General features: G+C 68.0%; 16 protein-coding genes. 6 read left to right on the top strand and 10 right to left on the bottom strand.

The genetic code is table 11. The annotated features are described in order from the left end of the window. Window positions 1-3: 3 nt before the first annotated feature. Window positions 4-894 (bottom strand): alpha/beta fold hydrolase, encoded by an 891-nt coding sequence (locus QTI45_RS02900; RefSeq protein WP_286367252.1) that lies wholly within the window; start codon window positions 892-894, stop codon window positions 4-6. A gap of 75 nt (window positions 895-969) precedes the next feature. On the opposite strand from QTI45_RS02900, the gene QTI45_RS02895 reads away from it, so the two are divergent. Next, complete coding sequence (locus QTI45_RS02895; RefSeq protein WP_286653441.1) at window positions 970-1,905, top strand: LysR family transcriptional regulator; 936 nt, start codon at window positions 970-972, stop codon at window positions 1,903-1,905. Here the strand turns inward: QTI45_RS02895 and QTI45_RS02890 are convergent. The 4 genes from QTI45_RS02890 to QTI45_RS02875 are packed head-to-tail and all read right to left on the bottom strand — an operon-like array spanning window position 1,895 to window position 5,834. Beyond that, window positions 1,895-2,770 carry a DMT family transporter gene (locus QTI45_RS02890; RefSeq protein WP_286653440.1) on the bottom strand — a complete coding sequence of 292 codons (876 nt, stop codon included), beginning with the start codon at window positions 2,768-2,770 and terminating at the stop codon, window positions 1,895-1,897. The genes QTI45_RS02895 and QTI45_RS02890 overlap by 11 nt on opposite strands. Beyond that, entirely contained in the window at window positions 2,767-3,333 is a 567-nt protein-coding gene (gene pgsA / locus QTI45_RS02885; protein ID WP_286367249.1) for a CDP-diacylglycerol--glycerol-3-phosphate 3-phosphatidyltransferase, read from the bottom strand. The genes QTI45_RS02890 and pgsA overlap by 4 nt, the downstream gene beginning before the upstream one ends. Window positions 3,334-3,381: 48 nt before the next feature. Further along, window positions 3,382-5,346 carry an excinuclease ABC subunit UvrC gene (gene uvrC, locus QTI45_RS02880; protein ID WP_286653439.1) on the bottom strand — a complete coding sequence of 655 codons (1,965 nt, stop codon included), beginning with the start codon at window positions 5,344-5,346 and terminating at the stop codon, window positions 3,382-3,384. Between the two features lie 5 nt (window positions 5,347-5,351). Beyond that, window positions 5,352-5,834, bottom strand: coding sequence for an OsmC family protein (locus QTI45_RS02875; protein ID WP_286367247.1), 483 nt, complete (start codon window positions 5,832-5,834; stop codon window positions 5,352-5,354). Between the two features lie 49 nt (window positions 5,835-5,883). On the opposite strand from QTI45_RS02875, the gene earP reads away from it, so the two are divergent. The 3 genes from earP to QTI45_RS02860 all read left to right on the top strand — a co-directional run bounded on the left by earP (window position 5,884) and on the right by QTI45_RS02860 (window position 8,649). Beyond that, on the top strand, window positions 5,884-6,954 hold the full coding sequence (gene earP / locus QTI45_RS02870; protein ID WP_286653438.1) for an elongation factor P maturation arginine rhamnosyltransferase EarP: 1,071 nt from the start codon (window positions 5,884-5,886) through the stop codon (window positions 6,952-6,954). 142 nt (window positions 6,955-7,096) lie between these two features. After that, a complete protein-coding gene (gene efp, locus QTI45_RS02865) occupies window positions 7,097-7,651 on the top strand; it encodes an elongation factor P (RefSeq protein ID WP_286367245.1) in 555 nt (184 codons plus the stop codon). A 128-nt stretch (window positions 7,652-7,779) separates the two neighbouring features. Next, complete coding sequence (locus QTI45_RS02860) at window positions 7,780-8,649, top strand: LOG family protein (RefSeq protein ID WP_286367690.1); 870 nt, start codon at window positions 7,780-7,782, stop codon at window positions 8,647-8,649. 40 nt (window positions 8,650-8,689) lie between these two features. On the opposite strand, the gene QTI45_RS02855 is transcribed toward QTI45_RS02860, so the two are convergent. The 5 genes from QTI45_RS02855 to pncB are packed head-to-tail and all read right to left on the bottom strand — an operon-like array spanning window position 8,690 to window position 14,916. Further along, window positions 8,690-9,871, bottom strand: coding sequence for an MFS transporter (locus QTI45_RS02855; RefSeq protein ID WP_286653437.1), 1,182 nt, complete (start codon window positions 9,869-9,871; stop codon window positions 8,690-8,692). Window positions 9,872-9,929: 58 nt separating this feature from the next. Next, window positions 9,930-11,276: a DNA recombination protein RmuC gene (locus QTI45_RS02850; protein ID WP_286367243.1), complete on the bottom strand. Its 1,347-nt coding sequence runs from the start codon at window positions 11,274-11,276 to the stop codon at window positions 9,930-9,932. Between the two features lie 6 nt (window positions 11,277-11,282). Further along, entirely contained in the window at window positions 11,283-12,269 is a 987-nt protein-coding gene (locus QTI45_RS02845; protein WP_286367242.1) for a 2-hydroxyacid dehydrogenase, read from the bottom strand. Window positions 12,270-12,271: 2 nt separating this feature from the next. Continuing rightward, window positions 12,272-13,702 carry a sodium:proton antiporter gene (locus tag QTI45_RS02840; RefSeq protein WP_444813243.1) on the bottom strand — a complete coding sequence of 477 codons (1,431 nt, stop codon included), beginning with the start codon at window positions 13,700-13,702 and terminating at the stop codon, window positions 12,272-12,274. Further along, on the bottom strand, window positions 13,699-14,916 hold the full coding sequence (pncB, locus tag QTI45_RS02835) for a nicotinate phosphoribosyltransferase (RefSeq protein ID WP_286367241.1): 1,218 nt from the start codon (window positions 14,914-14,916) through the stop codon (window positions 13,699-13,701). The genes QTI45_RS02840 and pncB overlap by 4 nt, the downstream gene beginning before the upstream one ends. 188 nt (window positions 14,917-15,104) lie before the next feature. Between pncB and QTI45_RS02830 the strand changes: the two genes are divergently transcribed. Both QTI45_RS02830 and QTI45_RS02825 read left to right on the top strand, forming a co-directional pair. Next, on the top strand, window positions 15,105-15,338 hold the full coding sequence (locus QTI45_RS02830; RefSeq protein WP_286367240.1) for a CsbD family protein: 234 nt from the start codon (window positions 15,105-15,107) through the stop codon (window positions 15,336-15,338). Window positions 15,339-15,381: 43 nt separating this feature from the next. Then, window positions 15,382-15,783: a hypothetical protein gene (locus QTI45_RS02825; protein WP_286653436.1), complete on the top strand. Its 402-nt coding sequence runs from the start codon at window positions 15,382-15,384 to the stop codon at window positions 15,781-15,783. Window positions 15,784-15,827 lie beyond the last annotated feature (44 nt).

Here is a 15,827-nt window from a genome sequence, read left to right as displayed (position 1 = left end):
GTCTCAATCCTTGGGTTTCGCGTTGAAGAAGGAAAGCGCCTCGGCCAGCAATTCGACCGGTGCTTCCTCGGGAATGTAGTGCCCGCACGGCAGGGCGAGGCCGCTCAGGTCGTCGGCGCGATCACGCCACAGCGAGAGCACGTCGAAGGACCGCCCGACCGCGCCGTGCTCGCCCCACAGCACCCGCAGCGGCTGGGCCAGCTTGCGGCCGGCGGCGATGTCGGACCGATCGTGCTCGAGGTCGATGCCGGCCGAGGCGCGGTAGTCCTCGCAGATGGCCTGCGCGGTGCCGGGGATGGCGGCGCAGCGCTCGTACTCGGCCAGCGCTTCGGGCGTGAAGGGCGCAAGGCCCGCATGGCGGCCGCCCATCACGCTGCGGATGTAGCGCACCGGGTCGCCTTCGATCAGCGCCTCGGGCAGCGGCGGCGGCTGGATCAGGAAGAACCAGTGCCAGTAGGCCCGGGCGAAGGCCTCGGAGGTGTTGCGGTACATCGCCAGGGTCGGTGCGATGTCGAGCAGCATCATGCGCTCGACCGCCTCGGGATGGTCGGCGGCCAGCCGGTGGGCGACTCGCGCGCCACGGTCGTGCGCCAGCACGCCGAAGCGTGCGAAGCCGAGCTGGCGCATCGCGTGCAGCACGTCGAGCGCCATCTCGCGCTTGCTGTAGTTCGAATGTTCCTCGTCGGCCGGCGGCCGGCCCGAATCGCCGTAGCCGCGCAGGTCGAGCAGCACCACCGTGAACTGCTCCGCCAGCCGAGGCGCCACGCGATGCCAGTTGGCGAGGGTCTGCGGATGGCCGTGCAGCAGCAGCAGGGGCGCCCCGCTGCCACCGATGCGGCCATGCACGCGAACGCCGTCGCGCGACAGGTCGAAAGAAGTGAAGGCATCGAACATGGACTGAATTGTGCGTTGCGGCCCCGGCAGCATCAAGCAACAATGAGCCAATTGATAATTTCCTGAATGGCAGCAATGGACCGCAGTGACCTGGAGCTCGTGATGGCGATCCGCGGCCGCGGCAGCCTGGCCGGCGCCGCGGCTGCGCTCGACGTGGTGCCATCGGTCGTGACCAAGCGGCTGGCCGCGCTCGAGCTTCGGCTCGGCCAGCGGCTGTTCGAGCGCACGACGCGCCGCCTCAGCGCCACCGCCGAAGGCGAAGCGGTGTGCCAGCATGCCAAGGCCCTGCTCGATGGCTTCGCCGCGCTCGAGAACGAGCTCGGCGAACGGCAGAGCGAACTCGGCGGAACGGTGCGGCTGGTCGGCACCTTCGGCTTCGGCCGTCGCTGGCTCGGCCCGGCGCTGGCGGACTTCAACCAGCGGCACCCCGGGCTGGAGATCCAGCTGATGCTGGCCGAGACCTTGCCCGATCTCGGTGCCGAGGGATTCGACGGCGGGATCTGGCTGTGGGCGCCGCAGCACCGGCGCGCGGGGGACTGGGTCACCCGCCGGATCGCGCGCAACCAGCGGGTACTGGCCGCGAGCCCCGACTATCTCGCCCGACGCGGCACACCGGCGGACGTCGCCGCACTGGCCTCCCACGACTGCCTGGTGGTGCGCGAGAACAGCGACGGCAACGAGCGCGAGTTCGCGCTCTGGACCTTGCGCCACGCGCGGGACGGCACGACCGCACGGGTGCGCGTGCGCGGACCGCTGTCGAGCAATTCGGGCGAGATGGCGCGCGACTGGTGCCTGGCCGGCCGCGGCATCATGCTGCGCAGCCTGTGGGACATCGCTCCACGGCTGGCCTCGGGAGAGCTGGTGCGCGTGCTGCCCCAGTTCGCGATGCCCGATGCGGACATCCAGTGGGTGGCGCCCTGGCGGCCGAAGACGCCACGCCGCGTCCGGCTGCTGATCGATTTCCTGGTCGAGCGCTTCCGCGGCGAACCCTGGAAGCAGCTCAGCTCCTGACGACCAGGCTGACACCCACGGCGGTGATCGCGATGCCCGCCAGGGTCACGACGGTGATCGGCTCCGAGAACAGCAGCCAGGCCATCACGGCGGTGCACGGTGGAACCAGGTAGAGCAGGCTGGTCACCGCGGTGGCGGTGCCGCGCTGGATCAGCATGTAGAGCAGCGAACTGCCGCCCAGGGACAGCGCCAGCACCGACCAGGCCATGGCCCCGCCGGAGGCCAGGTTCCAATCGATGGCGTCGGGTTCTATGGCGGCAAAGGGCAAGGTCACGAGCAGCGCCGCCCCGAGCTGGATCGCGCTCGCGCTGCGGACGTCGCAGGGCGCGAGGAAGCGCTTCTGGTAGAGCGTGCCGGCCGTGATCGAGAACAAGGCGGTGAGCGCCAGCGACATGGTGAGCAGGCTCACCTCCCCGCCCTGCCCGAGCTTGCGCGAGACCACCATCACCAGCCCCGCGAAGCCCAGGAAGAGCCCGGCCCATTGCACGCGTGTGATGGTGCCGCCCCGCATCGACAGCCAGATCGCGGTCAGCACCGGCTGGATGCCGACCAGCAGTGCGACCAGCCCCGAGCCCATGCCGGCGCGCACGGCCGCCCAGACGCCGCCGAGATAGCCGGCCTGCATCAGCACGCCCGTGACGGCCAGGTGCGCCCACTGCACGCGATCGCGCGGCCAGCCGACCCGGGCCCAGCGCACCCAGACCAGGAAGCAGACCACGGAGAGCGCATAGCGCACCGCGAGGAACTTGAGCGGCGGCGCATAGGGCATGGCGTAGCGCGCCACGATGAAGCCGGTGCTCCAGATCAGCACGAAGACCGCCGGCATCGCCCGCAGCCAGCCCGCCGAGCGGGCCGTTGCGCTCATTTCGCGCGGGCCCGGATTTCGGGGATCGCCTTCTGCAGGTAATAGACCATCGACCAGACCGTGAGCACGGCCGAGATCCAGATCAGCCACTGGCCCCAGGTGCCGGTGTCGATCACGCCGAACAGGACGCCGTCGAACAGCAGGAAGGGAATCGCGACCATCTGGACCACGGTCTTGACCTTGCCGACCATGTGCACCGCGACGCTCTTGCTGGCGCCGATCTGCGCCATCCATTCGCGCAGCGCGGAGATCGCGATCTCGCGGCCGATGATGATCAGTGCGACGAAGACATCGGCGCGATTCAGGTGGACCAGCACCAGCAGCGAGGCGCAGACCAGGAACTTGTCGGCCACCGGATCGAGGAAGGCGCCGAAGGCCGAGGTCTGCTTGAGGCGGCGCGCCAGGAAGCCGTCGAGCCAGTCGGTGGCCGCGAAGACGATGAACATGACCGTCGCGATCAGGTTGCGCATCGGCTCGGCCATCGGCAGGTAGAACACGCCCACGATCAAGGGAATCGCGACGATGCGCGTCCAGGTCATGATCGTCGGCAAGGTCCAGAACATTGCGCTGGAGTATAGGGGCCAGCGACGAAGAGCGGCCTGCGCGTCCATTCAATGCAGCGCGCGGTAGATCTCTTCGGCCAGGTCGAATGCGATGCCGTCGACCGACGCGATGTCCTCGACGCTTGCCGCCGCCACGCCGCGGATGCCCCCGAATCGCTGCAGCAGCCTCGCGCGCCGCTTGGGTCCGATGCCCGGGATGTCCTCGAGCTGGCTGCCGCCGACCCGCACCTTGGCGCGCTTGGCGCGCATGCCGGTGATGGCGAAGCGGTGCGCCTCGTCGCGGATCTGCGCCACCAGCATCAGCGCCGCCGAATCGCGGCCGAGATACACCTTGTCGCGGCCGTCGGCGAACACCAGCTCTTCGAGGCCGACCTTGCGGCCCTCCCCCTTCTCGACGCCGACGATCAGCGACAGCGGCAGGCCCAGCTCGGTGAAGACCTCGCGCGCCATCGACACCTGGCCCTTGCCGCCGTCGACCAGCACCAGCTCGGGCATGCGCGCCGAGCGCGTGCCGGGCTTCGCGTCGCTGCCGACGCCGCCGGCATCGCCCGCCGGCGGCGCATCGGTCTCGGCGGCCATCGCCTCGGCCAGTTTGCCGTAGCGGCGGTGCAGCACCTGGCGCATCGCCGCGTAGTCGTCGCCCGGCGTGATGCCCTCGATGTTGTAGCGCCGATACTCGCGGTTCTGCATCGCATGGTGTTCGAACACCACGCACGAGGCCTGCGTCGCCTCGCCCGCGGTGTGCGAGATGTCGAAGCACTCGACGCGGAAATTGTCGAGGTCGTCGGGCGCCAGCTCCAGCGCATCGACCAGCGCCCGCGTACGGGCCTGCTGCGAGCCTTCCTCGGCCAGCAGGCGGGCCAATTGCAGCCCGGCGTTCTTGCTGGCCATCTCGAGCCAATGGCGGCGCTGCTCGCGCGGCTGGAACACGGCCGTGATGCGCGCGCCCGATTGCTGCGACACGGCCTCGATGAGCTCGCGGCTCACGAGTTCGCTGAGCACCAGCGTGGCCGGCACCGGGACGTCGATGTAGTGCTGCGCAATGAAGGCCTCCAGCACCTGCACCTCGACCGCATCGGCCGGCGGCGGCGTCTCGTCGCCCTCCACCTCCGCGTGCTGCATCTGCGTCGCATCCTCGACGTGCACCGGGAAGTAGGCGCGGTCGCCCAAATGCCGGCCGCCGCGCACCATGGCGAGGTTCACGCAAGCCTTGCCGCCCTGCACCTTGACCGCCAGGATGTCGACGTCCTTGTCGGAGGCGATCTCGATCGACTGCTGGTGCAGCACGCGCGACAGTGCCGACATCTGGTTGCGGAGCTCGGCCGCCTGCTCGAACTGCAGCTTCTCGGCGTGCGCCATCATCCGGGCCTCGAGCTGGGTCAGCACGGCCTGCGTGTCACCCATCAGGAAGGCCTCGGCGTTGGCCACTTCCTGGGCATAGGCCTCGGGCGTGATGTGGCCGACGCAGGGCGCGGTGCAACGCTTGATCTGGTAGAGCAGGCAGGGCCGGGCGCGGTTGGCGTAGACCGTGTCTTCGCAGGTGCGCAGCTTGAAGACTTTCTGCAGCAGCTGGATCGATTCCTTCACCGCCCAGGCGCTGGGGTACGGGCCGAAGTAGCGGTGCTTGCGATCGACCGAGCCCCGGTAGTAGGCCAGCCTGGGGAACTGGTGCGACGCGATCTTGAGATAGGGGTAGCTCTTGTCGTCGCGAAAAAGAATGTTGTAGCGCGGCTTGAGCGACTTGATCAGGTTGTTCTCGAGCAGCAGCGCCTCGGCCTCGGAGCGCACCACCGTGGTCTCCATGCGGACGATCTTCGAGATCATGTGGCCGATGCGCGTGCCGCCGTGGCTCTTCTGGAAGTAGTTCGCGACGCGCTTCTTCAGGTTGCGCGCCTTGCCGACGTAGAGCACCGCCCCCGCCGCATCGAAATAGCGGTAGACGCCGGGCAGCTGCGGCAAGGCCGCGACTTCGCTGAGCAGTTGGTCGGAATGCGCGGGTCGGGTCTCTGACATCGTCTTTATTGTGGCGTGGCGGCGGCCAGCACCGGCTCGCAGCGCACATCGGTCTTGACGGAGTTGGCGATGAAGCACTGGTCGTGCGCCGAATGGTGCATGGCCTCGTGCTGCTCCGGCGTCGGCAGGCTCTCGCCCGAGAACTGCACCTCGGGACGCAGCGTGACGACCGTCATCGCGATCTTCCCTTCGGCATTGCTGCCCATCTTGCCGCTGGCGTGATCGGCATAGCGCTCGACGCAGAAGCCGCGCGAGGCCGCGATCGACAGGAACCACAGCATGTGGCAGCTCGACAGCGAAGCGACGAAGGCCTCTTCGGGATCGACCGCGGCGGCGTCCGACAGCGGCAGCGGCACCACGTGCGGCGAGGACGAGCCCAGCCATTCGGCGCCGCCGTCGAATCGGATGGTGTGGCGGCGGCTGTAGCGGTTGCCGAGGAAATCCTGGTCGCCGCGCTGCCAGAGGATATCGGCCGAATGTTGTGACATGGGGGCTGTCTCCGGTGTCTTCATGTGGAGGGCTGTAGAGTATCCCGCGATGCACTGGGACATTTTCTGCAAGGTGATCGACAACCATGGCGACGTCGGCGTCTGCTGGCGGCTGGCGTGCGCGCTGGCCGGGGAAGGCGACGCGGTGCGGCTCTGGATCGACGACCCGGCGGCGCTGGCCTGGATGGCGCCCGGCGGCTGCGAGGGTGTCTCGGTGGTGCGCTGGAACCCGGCCGACGCGGCGCGGGCCGCCGCCGACGCCCCGGCGCCGGACGTGCTGGTCGAGGCCTTCGGCTGCGACCCCGCGCCCGAGGCCGTGGCCCGCTTCGCCGAGGAAAGGCAACGGGACGGTGCCAGCCGCCGCTGGATCAACCTCGAATACCTCTCGGCGGAGCCCTACGTCGAACGCCTGCATGGCCTGCCCTCCCCCGTCTTCCGGGAGCCCGGCGCCGGCCTGACGAAGCACTTCTTTTACCCGGGCTTCACCGAGCGCACCGGGGGCCTGCTGCGCGAACCCGATCTGCTGGCACGGCGCGAGCGTTTCGATCGCGCCGCCTGGCTGCAGCGACATGGCATCGCCTGGCGAGGCGAGCGTCTGGTCTCGCTTTTCTGCTACGAACCCAAAGCCCTGGCGGCGCTGCTGGCGCAGTTCGAGCGCGCGGCCGAACCGACCCGGCTGCTGGTCACGGCCGGGCGCGCCAGCGCCGCGCTGCCGCCGGGCCCGGCGCAGCGCGGCGCGCTCGCCATCCACTGGCTGCCCGCCCTGCCACAACCGGAATTCGACCACCTGCTCTGGGCCTGCGACCTGAACTTCGTGCGCGGCGAGGATTCGCTGGTGCGCGCGCTGTGGGCCGGAGCGCCCTTCGTCTGGCAGATCTATCCGCAGGACGACGACGCCCACCACGAGAAGCTCAACGCCTTCCTGGACTGGCTGGAGGCGCCGCCTTCGCTGCGCGGCTTCCACCACGCGTGGAGCGGCATCGGCAGCGGCGAACTGCCGGCGCTGGACCCGGCGATGCTCGCGTCCTGGGGCGGCGTCACCCTGGCGGCGCGCACCCGGCTGCTCGCCCAAGACGACCTTTTGACCCGATTGCGAAGATTCATCGCCCAAAAAAGCTAAAATTGCGGGCTTTGCGGAATTCCGACGCCGCGCCAGCCCCGCTGGCCGTGCCGTCGAAGCTTCCGCTGAACCCGCCGCGGTGAATGCGCCAGAGGGCCGAGCCCTACAGTGCACGAGCGGCCAACATCCAGAGACCCTGTTTATGAAAATCGCTCAAGAAATCCGCGCTGGCAACGTGATCATGCATGGCAAGGACCCGATGGTCGTGCTGAAGACCGAATACAGCCGCGGCGGCCGCAATTCCGCCACCGTGCGCATGAAGCTCAAGAGCCTGATCGCCAACTTCAACACCGAAGTCGTCTTCAAGGCCGACGACAAGATCGACCAGATCGTGCTCGACAAGAAGGAGTGCACCTATTCCTACTTCGCCGACCCGATGTACGTCTGCATGGACACCGAGTACAACCAGTACGAAGTCGAAGCCGAGAACATGGGCGACTCGCTCAACTACCTCGAAGACGGCATGCCGGTCGAAGTGGTGTTCTACGACGGCAAGGCGATCTCGGTCGAACTGCCGACCAGCGTCGAGCGCGAAATCACCTGGACCGAGCCGGCCGTCAAGGGCGACACCTCGGGCAAGGTCATGAAGCCGGCCAAGATCTCGACCGGCTTCGAGATCGGCGTGCCGCTGTTCGTCGCCCAGGGCGACAAGATCGAAATCGACACCCGCACCGGCGAATACCGCAAGCGCGTCTGATCGACCGGTCTTCGACACGAAAAAGGCTCCTGCGGGAGCCTTTTTGCGTATTTGTTCCCGAATATTCTTAACAGCCGGGCCCGGATCCTGCAACGCGCACAATCCATTACCGTTATTCCTGCATGACCATGGACAACAACCGCACCCACGACCTTCACGACAAGCGGCTGGCCGACGCCTGGGCCACCCTGCAGGCCCATTCGGACAAGGGGCTGCCGCTGCACACCGACCCCTCGCGACTGGCCTTCGCCGATCCCGAGTTCCTGCTGCGGCGCGAAACCCGCGGTCTGCGCATGCAGCTCGAACTCATGAAACCCGACCTCGAGATGCGCGCCCACGGCATCGAGAACACGGTGGTCGTGTTCGGCAGCGCGCGCTTTCGCAGCGAGGAGGAATCGGGCGCGCTGATCGCGCAGGCCGATGCCGCCGGCGACAGCGTGGCGGCCGACCGCTGGCGCAAGCTGGCGCGCAGCTCGCACTACTACGAAAAGGCGCGCGCCTTCGGCAAGCTGGTGGCGCAGTACAGCAACGACCGTGAGCCCCAGGACAAGCTCTTCGTCTGCACCGGCGGCGGGCCCGGCATCATGCAGGCCGCCAACCGCGGCGCCTACGAAGGCGGCGGCCTCTCGGTCGGGCTCGCGATCGCGCTGCCAATGGAAGAGGAAGCCAACCCGTACGTGACGCCGGCGCTGAGCTTCAAGTTCCACTACTTCGCGATCCGCAAGATGCATTTCATGATGCGGGCGAAGGCGCTGGTGGCCTTCCCGGGCGGCTTCGGCACGCTCGACGAGCTGTTCGAGGTCATCACGCTGGTGCAGACCAAGAAGGCCAAGCCGGTGCCGATCGTGCTGTTCGGCTCGGACTACTGGAAGCAGCTGATCAATTTCGATTTCCTGGCGGAAGAAGGCGTGATCTCGCCGAACGACGTCAAGCTGATCGAGTACGTCGACGCGCCCCAGGACGCCTGGGATTACATCAAGACCTTCTACAAGTTGTAGCCCGCCTCCGGCTTGCCCCGGCAGGGGCAGCAAAAAGGCGTCAGTGCGTGGCTTCGCTGCGCGGCACCCGCAGGCCGAACACCGAGCGGGTGCCCAGCGCCACCACGCCACCGACGACCCAGAACACGCCGGCGACGCCGATGAAGGCACCGGCGGCGCCGAACAGCATCGGCATGGCGACGCTCGATGCGTTGAGCGTCATCACGCGGAGGCCCAGCGCCTCGCCGTGCCGCGCATGCGGCGTGATCTGGTGCAGCATGCTCATCACCATCGGCTGCACGGCGCCGAGCGCGATGCCGAGCACCACCGAGCAGGCGCCCATGCCGAGCGCCGAACCCATCAGCGGATAGACCGCGAACACCAGCGCCGTGACCACGTTGGCCGCCGCGATCACGCCGCGCTCGCTGAAGCGCGAGGCCACCAGCGGCAGCACCAGGCGGATGCCGGCTGCCGCCACCGCGAAGGCGCCGAGGATGGTTCCGATCATCGAGGCGCTGAGTCCGCGCTCGTGCCCCAGCAGCGGCAGCACGAAGGTGTGGACGTCCCAGGATGCGGACTGAAGCCAGTTCACGAACAGCAGGCGCCGGAACATCGGCTGGCCGAGCAGGTCCCAGGCCCGCGGCTTGGGCGCGCCGGCGGCCGGACGCGACAGGGGCAGCTCGGCGGTTCCGCGCGCCAGCAGCCAGCAGGCGATCGGCAACAGGGCCAGCAGCCCGAAGGCCACCCGAAAGCCGACCAGGTCGCCGGGCACCGGCCCGGCATGGTCGATTAGCAGGCCGGTGGCGAAAGGCCCGACGAAATTGGCCGCGGCCGGCGCGATCGCCAGCCAGCTGAACACCTGCTTGAGTTCGGTCGGGTTGGTGGCCGCGCGGCCGACATGGCGCTGCAGCGCGATCACGGCGATGCCGGTGGCGCCGCCGGTCAGCAGGGCCGCCAGGCAAAGCACCGGGAACACCGGCCAGGCGGCCGCCAGGGCGGCACCGCTGGTCGCGGCGGCCACCGCGATGCCCAGCGGCCGCCGCAGGCCGTGGCGGTCGGCGAAACGCCCGGCCGGCAGCGCCAGGAAGACCTGCGTCAGCGCGAACAAGGCCAGCAGCATCCCGACCGCCGCCGGACTGTAGCCATCACGCAAGGCCAGCAGCGGCGCCGCCAGCCGGGTGCCGGTCATCGCCGCATGCAGGCAGACCTGGGCGAGGATGAGGCGAAGCAGTCCTGGGTTCATGGGCCGGGATCCGCGCTTCGCACTGCGCTGCCAACGCCTTCGGGCGACGGGACGACGTTCACGGCGTTGCGTCGCCCTCGTCGTCGGCAGACGGCAGCAAGGCCTGCGTCTGCGCCTCGGGCAGCGCCTCGACCTTGCGCAAGGCCAGCCGCATCTGCTTGGCGCGGGTGTCGGCCTTGTCGAGCGTGTCGGAGGCCTTGGCCACCTGCTCTTTGATCCGCGCCACCCATTCGCCGTAGCGCTCGAACTCGGTCTTGACCGCGCCCAGAACCTTCCAGACCTCGGAGGCCTGATGCTCGAGCGCCAGCGTGCGAAAGCCCATGTGCAGGCTGTTGAGCATGGCCAGCAGCGTGGTCGGGCCGGCCAGCGTCACGCGGTGCTGGCGCTGGATGGCGTCCATCAGGCCGGGCCGGCGCAGCACCTCGGCGTAGAGGCTTTCGACCGGCAGGAACAGGATCGCGAAGTCGGTGGTGTGCGGCGCCGCCAGATAGTTGTCGGCAATCGACCGCGCCTCGCTGCGGATGCGCGCCTCGAGCGCCTTGGCCGCCAGTTCGGCGGCGGGGGCATCGGCGCGCTCGTGGGCGTCGATCAGGCGCTCGTAGTCGTCGCGTGGGAACTTGGCATCGATCGGCAGCCACACCGGTGCGCCGTCGCCGCCGCGGCCCGGGAAGCGGACCGCGAAATCGACCCGCTGGCCGCTGCGCGGCTTGGTCTCGACCTGGCGGGCGAACTGCTCGGCGGTCAGCACCTGCTCCAGCAGCGCCTCGAGCTGCACCTCGCCGAACACGCCGCGGGTCTTCACGTTGGTCAGCACGCGCTGCAGGCTGCCGACGCCGACGGCCAGCGACTGCATCTCGCCCAGGCCCTTGTGCACCTGCTCGAGCCGGTCGGCGACCTGCTTGAAGCTCTCGCCGAGCCGGGCCTCGAGCGTGCTCTGCAGCTTCTCGTCGACCGTCTTGCGCATCTCGTCGAGCTTCGCCGTGTTGCTCTGCTGCAGTTGGGCGAGCTGGGTTTCCATCGTCGCGCGCACCTCGGCGAGCCGGCGCGCGTTGGCTTCGCTCAAGCCCTGCAGCTGCGTGTTCAGCGTGTCGGCCAGCGTCTTCTGCAGCAGCGTGAGCTGCTGCGCGAAGGCGTCGATCTGCGCGTTCTGGGTCCGCGTGGATTCGGCCCCCTGGTGCAGCAGGGCCTGCTGGAAGGTGGCGAAGGCCTGTGCGGTCTCCTGCCTGGCGCCGCGGGCGCTTTCACCGATTTCGCGCCGCAGCCCGCGCTCGACGCGCTCGTTGCCGGCAGCCAGCGCGGCGATCAGCGCTGCCTGGTCGGGCGCCGGCGCAGGGCGCAGGAGCAGCCACAGCACCAGCGCGACATTCAAGGCCGCGAGGGCCAGCAGGATCCAGAGTTCGAGCACGGCGCTTCAGCGCCCGGCCAGCACGGCGGGATTCAGCGGCGTGACGGGCTTGCCATCGACCAGGAAGCCGATCAGGTTGTCGACCGCGAGGTCGGCCATCGCGCGCCGCGTCGGCACCGTCGCGCTGGCGATATGCGGTGTCAGCACGACATTGGGCACGGTGAGCAGCTCCGGATGCACCTGGGGCTCGCCTTCGAAGACGTCGAGGCCGGCCGCGGCGATGCGCCGTTCGCGCAGCGCGGCCGCGAGCGCCGCGTCGTCGACGATGCCGCCGCGCGCGATGTTGACCAGGGTCGCGGTCGGCTTCATCAGTGCCAGTTCGGCGGCGCCGATGGTGTGGTGCGAGGCCGGCGTGTAGGGCACCACCAGCACCACGTGGTCCGCGGTCTTCAGGAGCTCTTCCTTGCCGACGTAGCTGGCCTTGCATTCGGCCTCGAGCGCGGCATCGAGGCGCGAACGGTTGTGATAGATCACTTTCATGCCGAAGCCGAGCGCGCCGCGCCTGGCGATGCCCTGCCCGATGCGTCCCATGCCGATGATGCCGAGCGTCGACCCATGGATGTCGGAGCCCGAGAACATGTCGTAGCTCCACTTCTTCCACTTGCCCGCGCGCAGGAAATGCTCGCTTTCGGCAATCCGCCGCGCCGTCGCCATCAGGAGCGCGAAGCCGAAGTCGGCCGTGGTCTCGGTCAGCACGTCGGGTGCGTTGGTGCCCAGCACGCCGCGGGCGGTCATGGCGTCGAGGTCGAAGTTGTTGTAGCCGACCGCCATGTTGGCGCAGATCTTCAGCTCGGGGCAGGCCGCGAGCAGCGCGCCGTCGATGCGCTCGCTGCCGGTGGTGAACACGCCCTGCTTGCCCTGCAGCTTCTCGATCAGCTGGGCCGAACTCCAGTTGTCGTCGGCCTGGTTGGACTCGACCTCGAAGTGGGCCTGGAGCCGGGCGATGGTCTCGGGAAAGATCGAACGGGCGACGAGGACTTTGGCTTTGGTCATGGTCAACGGAAGAAGATGAAGGTGGTGAGGATGAACAGCGGGATCAGGATCGCGCCCGACCACAGCATGTAGCCGAAGAAGCTCGGCATGCGCACGCCGCGGCTTTCAGCGATGGCCTTGACCATCAGGTTGGGCGCGTTGCCGATGTAGGTGTTGGCGCCCATGAACACGGCGCCGGCCGAAATCGCCGCCAGCGTCGTCGCGTAGGTGGTCATCAGCGCCTGCGGATCGCCGCCGGCGGTGTTGAAGAACACCAGGTAGGTCGGCGCATTGTCGAGGAAAGAGCTCAGGATGCCGGTGGCCCAGAAGTACATCGCCGGATCGGGCTGGCCGTCGAGCCGGGTCACGGCCGCGACGACGGCGCCGAAGGGGCCGCCCAGCCCGGCCTTGAGCATCGCGATCACCGGCACGATGGTGAGGAAGATGCCCGCGAAGAGCTTGGCCACCTCGATCATCGGCTCCCAGCCGAACTGGTTGTCGGCGTGCACCTTCGGCGCGGTGATCCTGAGCGACAGCAGCGTGATCGCCACCAGCCCGACATCGCGCACGATGCCGGGCAGGCCGACCGGCGTGCCGTAGATGTCGAAGCTGACGGGCGACTTCCAGATGCCGCTGAGCAGCACGAGAAAGAGCACGCCGCCCAGCAGCCAGAAGTTGATCGCCCCATCGAAGCCCAGGCTGCGGGTGTCGGGCGTCGGGTCGAAGGGCGTGACGCCTTCGTTGCGGAAGTACCAGCGGTCGAGCGCATAGAACAGCGCCAGCAGCGCGCCGACCAGGAACAGGGTTTCGAAGAGGATGTGCTTCGCGGTCCAGAAGAACTCGATGCCCTTCAGGAAGCCGAGGAACAGCGGCGGGTCCCCGAGCGGCGTCAGCGAGCCGCCGACGTTCGAGACGATGAAGATGAAGAACACGACCACATGGACCTTGTGCCTGCGGTTGTCGTTGGCCCGGATCAGCGGCCGGATCAGCAGCATCGAGGCGCCCGTGGTGCCCATCAGGCTCGCCAGCAGCGCGCCGATCGCGAGGATCGCGGTGTTGAGTCCTGCCGAGCCGCGCAGGTTGCCGCGGATGTGGATCCCGCCCGCCACCGTGAACAGCGCCGCCAGCAGGATGATGAAGGGGATGTACTCGGCCAGCAGGGCGTGGACCAGTTGCGCACCTGCCAGCGAGACGCCATGGATCGCCGCGAAGGGCAGCAGGAAGGCCAGCGACCAGGCGGCCGCCACCTTGCCGTAGTGGTGGTGCCAGAAAGACGGCGCCAGCAGCGGCAGCAGCGCGATCGACAGCAGGATGCCGGCGAAGGGCACGCCCCACAGCGGCGACAGGCTGCCGCCGTCGAGATCGGCGGCGGCGGCAAGCGCCGGGAAGGCCATCGCGGAGGCACCGGCGGCCAGCGTGCGCAGCCATCGGCTCGACAGATGCGCTCCCCTCATGCGCCCGGCTGCGCGATCTCGAACACCTGGCGCAGGTAGGCGAGGTAGCGCTCGTCCTCGCACATGTTCTTGGACGGCGTATCGGACAGCTTGGCCACCGGCTGGTCGTTGCAGCGAATCATCTTGATGACGATCTGCAGGGGCTCGTAGCCGAGGTCGTTGGTGAGGTTGGTGCCGATGCCGAAAGCCAGCTGGCAACGGCCGCGGAACTGCTGGTAGAGCTCGATGGTCTTGGGCACGGTGAGGCCATCGCTGAAGATCAGCGTCTTGGTCAGCGGGTCGACGCGGTTGGCGATGTAGTGCGCCAGCATGCGCTCGCCCCACTGGAACGGGTCGCCGCTGTCGTGGCGCGCGCCGTCGAACAGCTTGCAGAAATAGAGATCGAAGTCGCGCAGGAAGGCGCTCATGCCGTAGACATCGGACAGCGCGATGCCGAGGTCGCCGCGGTACTCGCGGGCCCACGACTCGAAGCCGAAGACCTGGCTGTCGCGCAGCCGCGGGCCCAGCGCCTGGCAGGCCTGCAGGTATTCGTGCGCCATGGTGCCCAGCGGGATCAGGCCGAGCTTCATCGCGTACAGCACGTTGCTGGTGCCGGCGAGCTGCGGCAGCTTCGAGGCCGAGTGCAGCGGTGCCGGCGTGGTGACCGGGCCGAGCCGGCTGCACAGCGTGCGCAGCACTTCCTCGTGCCAGTCCTTGGAGAAGCGCCGGCGCGTGCCGTAGTCGGCGATCTTGAGGTCGGCCAGGCGGGCGTCCTGGAGCTGGGCGATCTTGGTCTCGAGCCGGCGCCGGCCCTCGGCCAGGTCGGGCTGCGGCTGGGTGTTGCGGAAGTACACCTCGTTGACGATCGCCAGCACCGGGATCTCGAACAGGATGGTGTGCAGCCACGGCCCCTTGATGCTGATCTCGAGTTCGCCCGAGGGCAGCGGCAGGATGTCGATGTACTTCTCGTTGAGGCGGAACAGCCCGAGGAAATCGACGAAGTCGCTCTTGATGAAGCGCATCGAGCGCAGGTAGCTCAGCTCGGGTTCACGGAACTGCAGCGAGCAGAGATGCCGCACCTCTTCGCGGATCTGCACGGCGAAGCGCGCGAGGTCGATTCCGGGGTTGCGGCACTTGAAGCGGTACTCCACTCGCGCGCCCGGAAAGTGATGCAGGACCACCTGCATCATCGTGAACTTGTAGAGGTCGGTGTCGAGCAGGCTGTGAATGATCATGGTGCGGCGCGCTGGTCTCCGGATTTCGGTGTGCGTTCGATTATCACGGGCGCCGTCGGCGAGTGCCTACGACCCCTTCCCCGGGCGTCCTACCGTGGCGCCGGCAGCCTGAAGCGACAGTCTGTTCACGCCGGCCAGCAAGCGTTCTGACCGGCGAGCAAACCCTCAGACTCTCAAGGAGATAGGTCATGAACAAGGACACCATCGAAGGCAACTGGAAGCAGTTCAAGGGCAAGGTCAAGGAGCAGTGGGGCAAGCTCACCGACGACGATTTCGACGTCATCGCCGGCAAGCGCGACCAGCTGCTCGGCCGCATCCAGGAGCGTCATGGCATCAGCCGGGACGAGGCCGAAAAGCAGGTCGCCGACTGGGAAAGCCGCGATGGCCGCACGCCCGCCGCGATCTGGATGGAACGGGTCTGAACCCGCTCGCAACCACCTAATTTCATAACTCTGGAGAATCCAAATGAAGAAACATCTGCTCATGCTCGCGATCGCCTCGACCTGCCTGGTGGCCGGCCAGGCCAGCGCCCTGACCCAGGACGAATACAAGGTCGCGAAGGAAAAGATCGAGGCCGACTACAAGGTCGCCAAGGCGCAATGCGACACGATGAAGGACAACGCCAAGGATGTCTGCGAGAAGCAGGCCAAGGGCACCGAGAACGTCGCCAAGGCTGAACTCGAACAGCAATACAAGCCCAGCCCCAGCCATGCACGCAACGTGGCCGAAGAGAAGGTGAAGGCCAAGTACGAAGTCGCCAAGGAAATGTGCGACGACCAGAAGGGCGACGCCAAGAACGCTTGCGAGAAGCAGGCCAAGGCCGACGAAGCCAAGGGCAAGGCCGACATCAAGGCGATGAAGATGTAGCTCGCCCCCAGGTTGGCTCACTTCGTGTAGCCGGCCCACCCCCA

Origin of the sequence: Variovorax saccharolyticus, assembly GCF_030316765.1 — a bacterium.
Taxonomy (GTDB): Bacteria; Pseudomonadota; Gammaproteobacteria; order Burkholderiales; family Burkholderiaceae_C; genus Variovorax; species Variovorax saccharolyticus.
Note: the sequence above shows the minus strand (reverse complement) of the source record. Positions and strands in the feature narration are given on the sequence as shown.

Bases quoted from the DNA above. Each gene is read 5' to 3' on its own strand.
- QTI45_RS02845 (WP_286367242.1), bottom strand. From the start codon at position 12,269: ATGACCAAAGCCAAAGTCCTCGTCGCCCGTTCGATCTTTCCCGAGACC.
- QTI45_RS02825 (WP_286653436.1), top strand. From the start codon at position 15,382: ATGAAGAAACATCTGCTCATGCTCGCGATCGCCTCGACCTGCCTGGTG.
- pncB (WP_286367241.1), bottom strand. From the start codon at position 14,916: ATGATCATTCACAGCCTGCTCGACACCGACCTCTACAAGTTCACGATG.
- QTI45_RS02900 (WP_286367252.1), bottom strand. From the start codon at position 894: ATGTTCGATGCCTTCACTTCTTTCGACCTGTCGCGCGACGGCGTTCGC.
- QTI45_RS02860 (WP_286367690.1), top strand. From the start codon at position 7,780: ATGGACAACAACCGCACCCACGACCTTCACGACAAGCGGCTGGCCGAC.
- QTI45_RS02875 (WP_286367247.1), bottom strand. From the start codon at position 5,834: ATGTCACAACATTCGGCCGATATCCTCTGGCAGCGCGGCGACCAGGAT.
- pgsA (WP_286367249.1), bottom strand. From the start codon at position 3,333: ATGTTCTGGACCTTGCCGACGATCATGACCTGGACGCGCATCGTCGCG.
- uvrC (WP_286653439.1), bottom strand. From the start codon at position 5,346: ATGTCAGAGACCCGACCCGCGCATTCCGACCAACTGCTCAGCGAAGTC.
- efp (WP_286367245.1), top strand. From the start codon at position 7,097: ATGAAAATCGCTCAAGAAATCCGCGCTGGCAACGTGATCATGCATGGC.
- QTI45_RS02895 (WP_286653441.1), top strand. From the start codon at position 970: ATGGACCGCAGTGACCTGGAGCTCGTGATGGCGATCCGCGGCCGCGGC.
- earP (WP_286653438.1), top strand. From the start codon at position 5,884: ATGCACTGGGACATTTTCTGCAAGGTGATCGACAACCATGGCGACGTC.
- QTI45_RS02890 (WP_286653440.1), bottom strand. From the start codon at position 2,770: ATGAGCGCAACGGCCCGCTCGGCGGGCTGGCTGCGGGCGATGCCGGCG.
- QTI45_RS02830 (WP_286367240.1), top strand. From the start codon at position 15,105: ATGAACAAGGACACCATCGAAGGCAACTGGAAGCAGTTCAAGGGCAAG.
- QTI45_RS02840 (WP_444813243.1), bottom strand. From the start codon at position 13,702: ATGAGGGGAGCGCATCTGTCGAGCCGATGGCTGCGCACGCTGGCCGCC.
- QTI45_RS02855 (WP_286653437.1), bottom strand. From the start codon at position 9,871: ATGAACCCAGGACTGCTTCGCCTCATCCTCGCCCAGGTCTGCCTGCAT.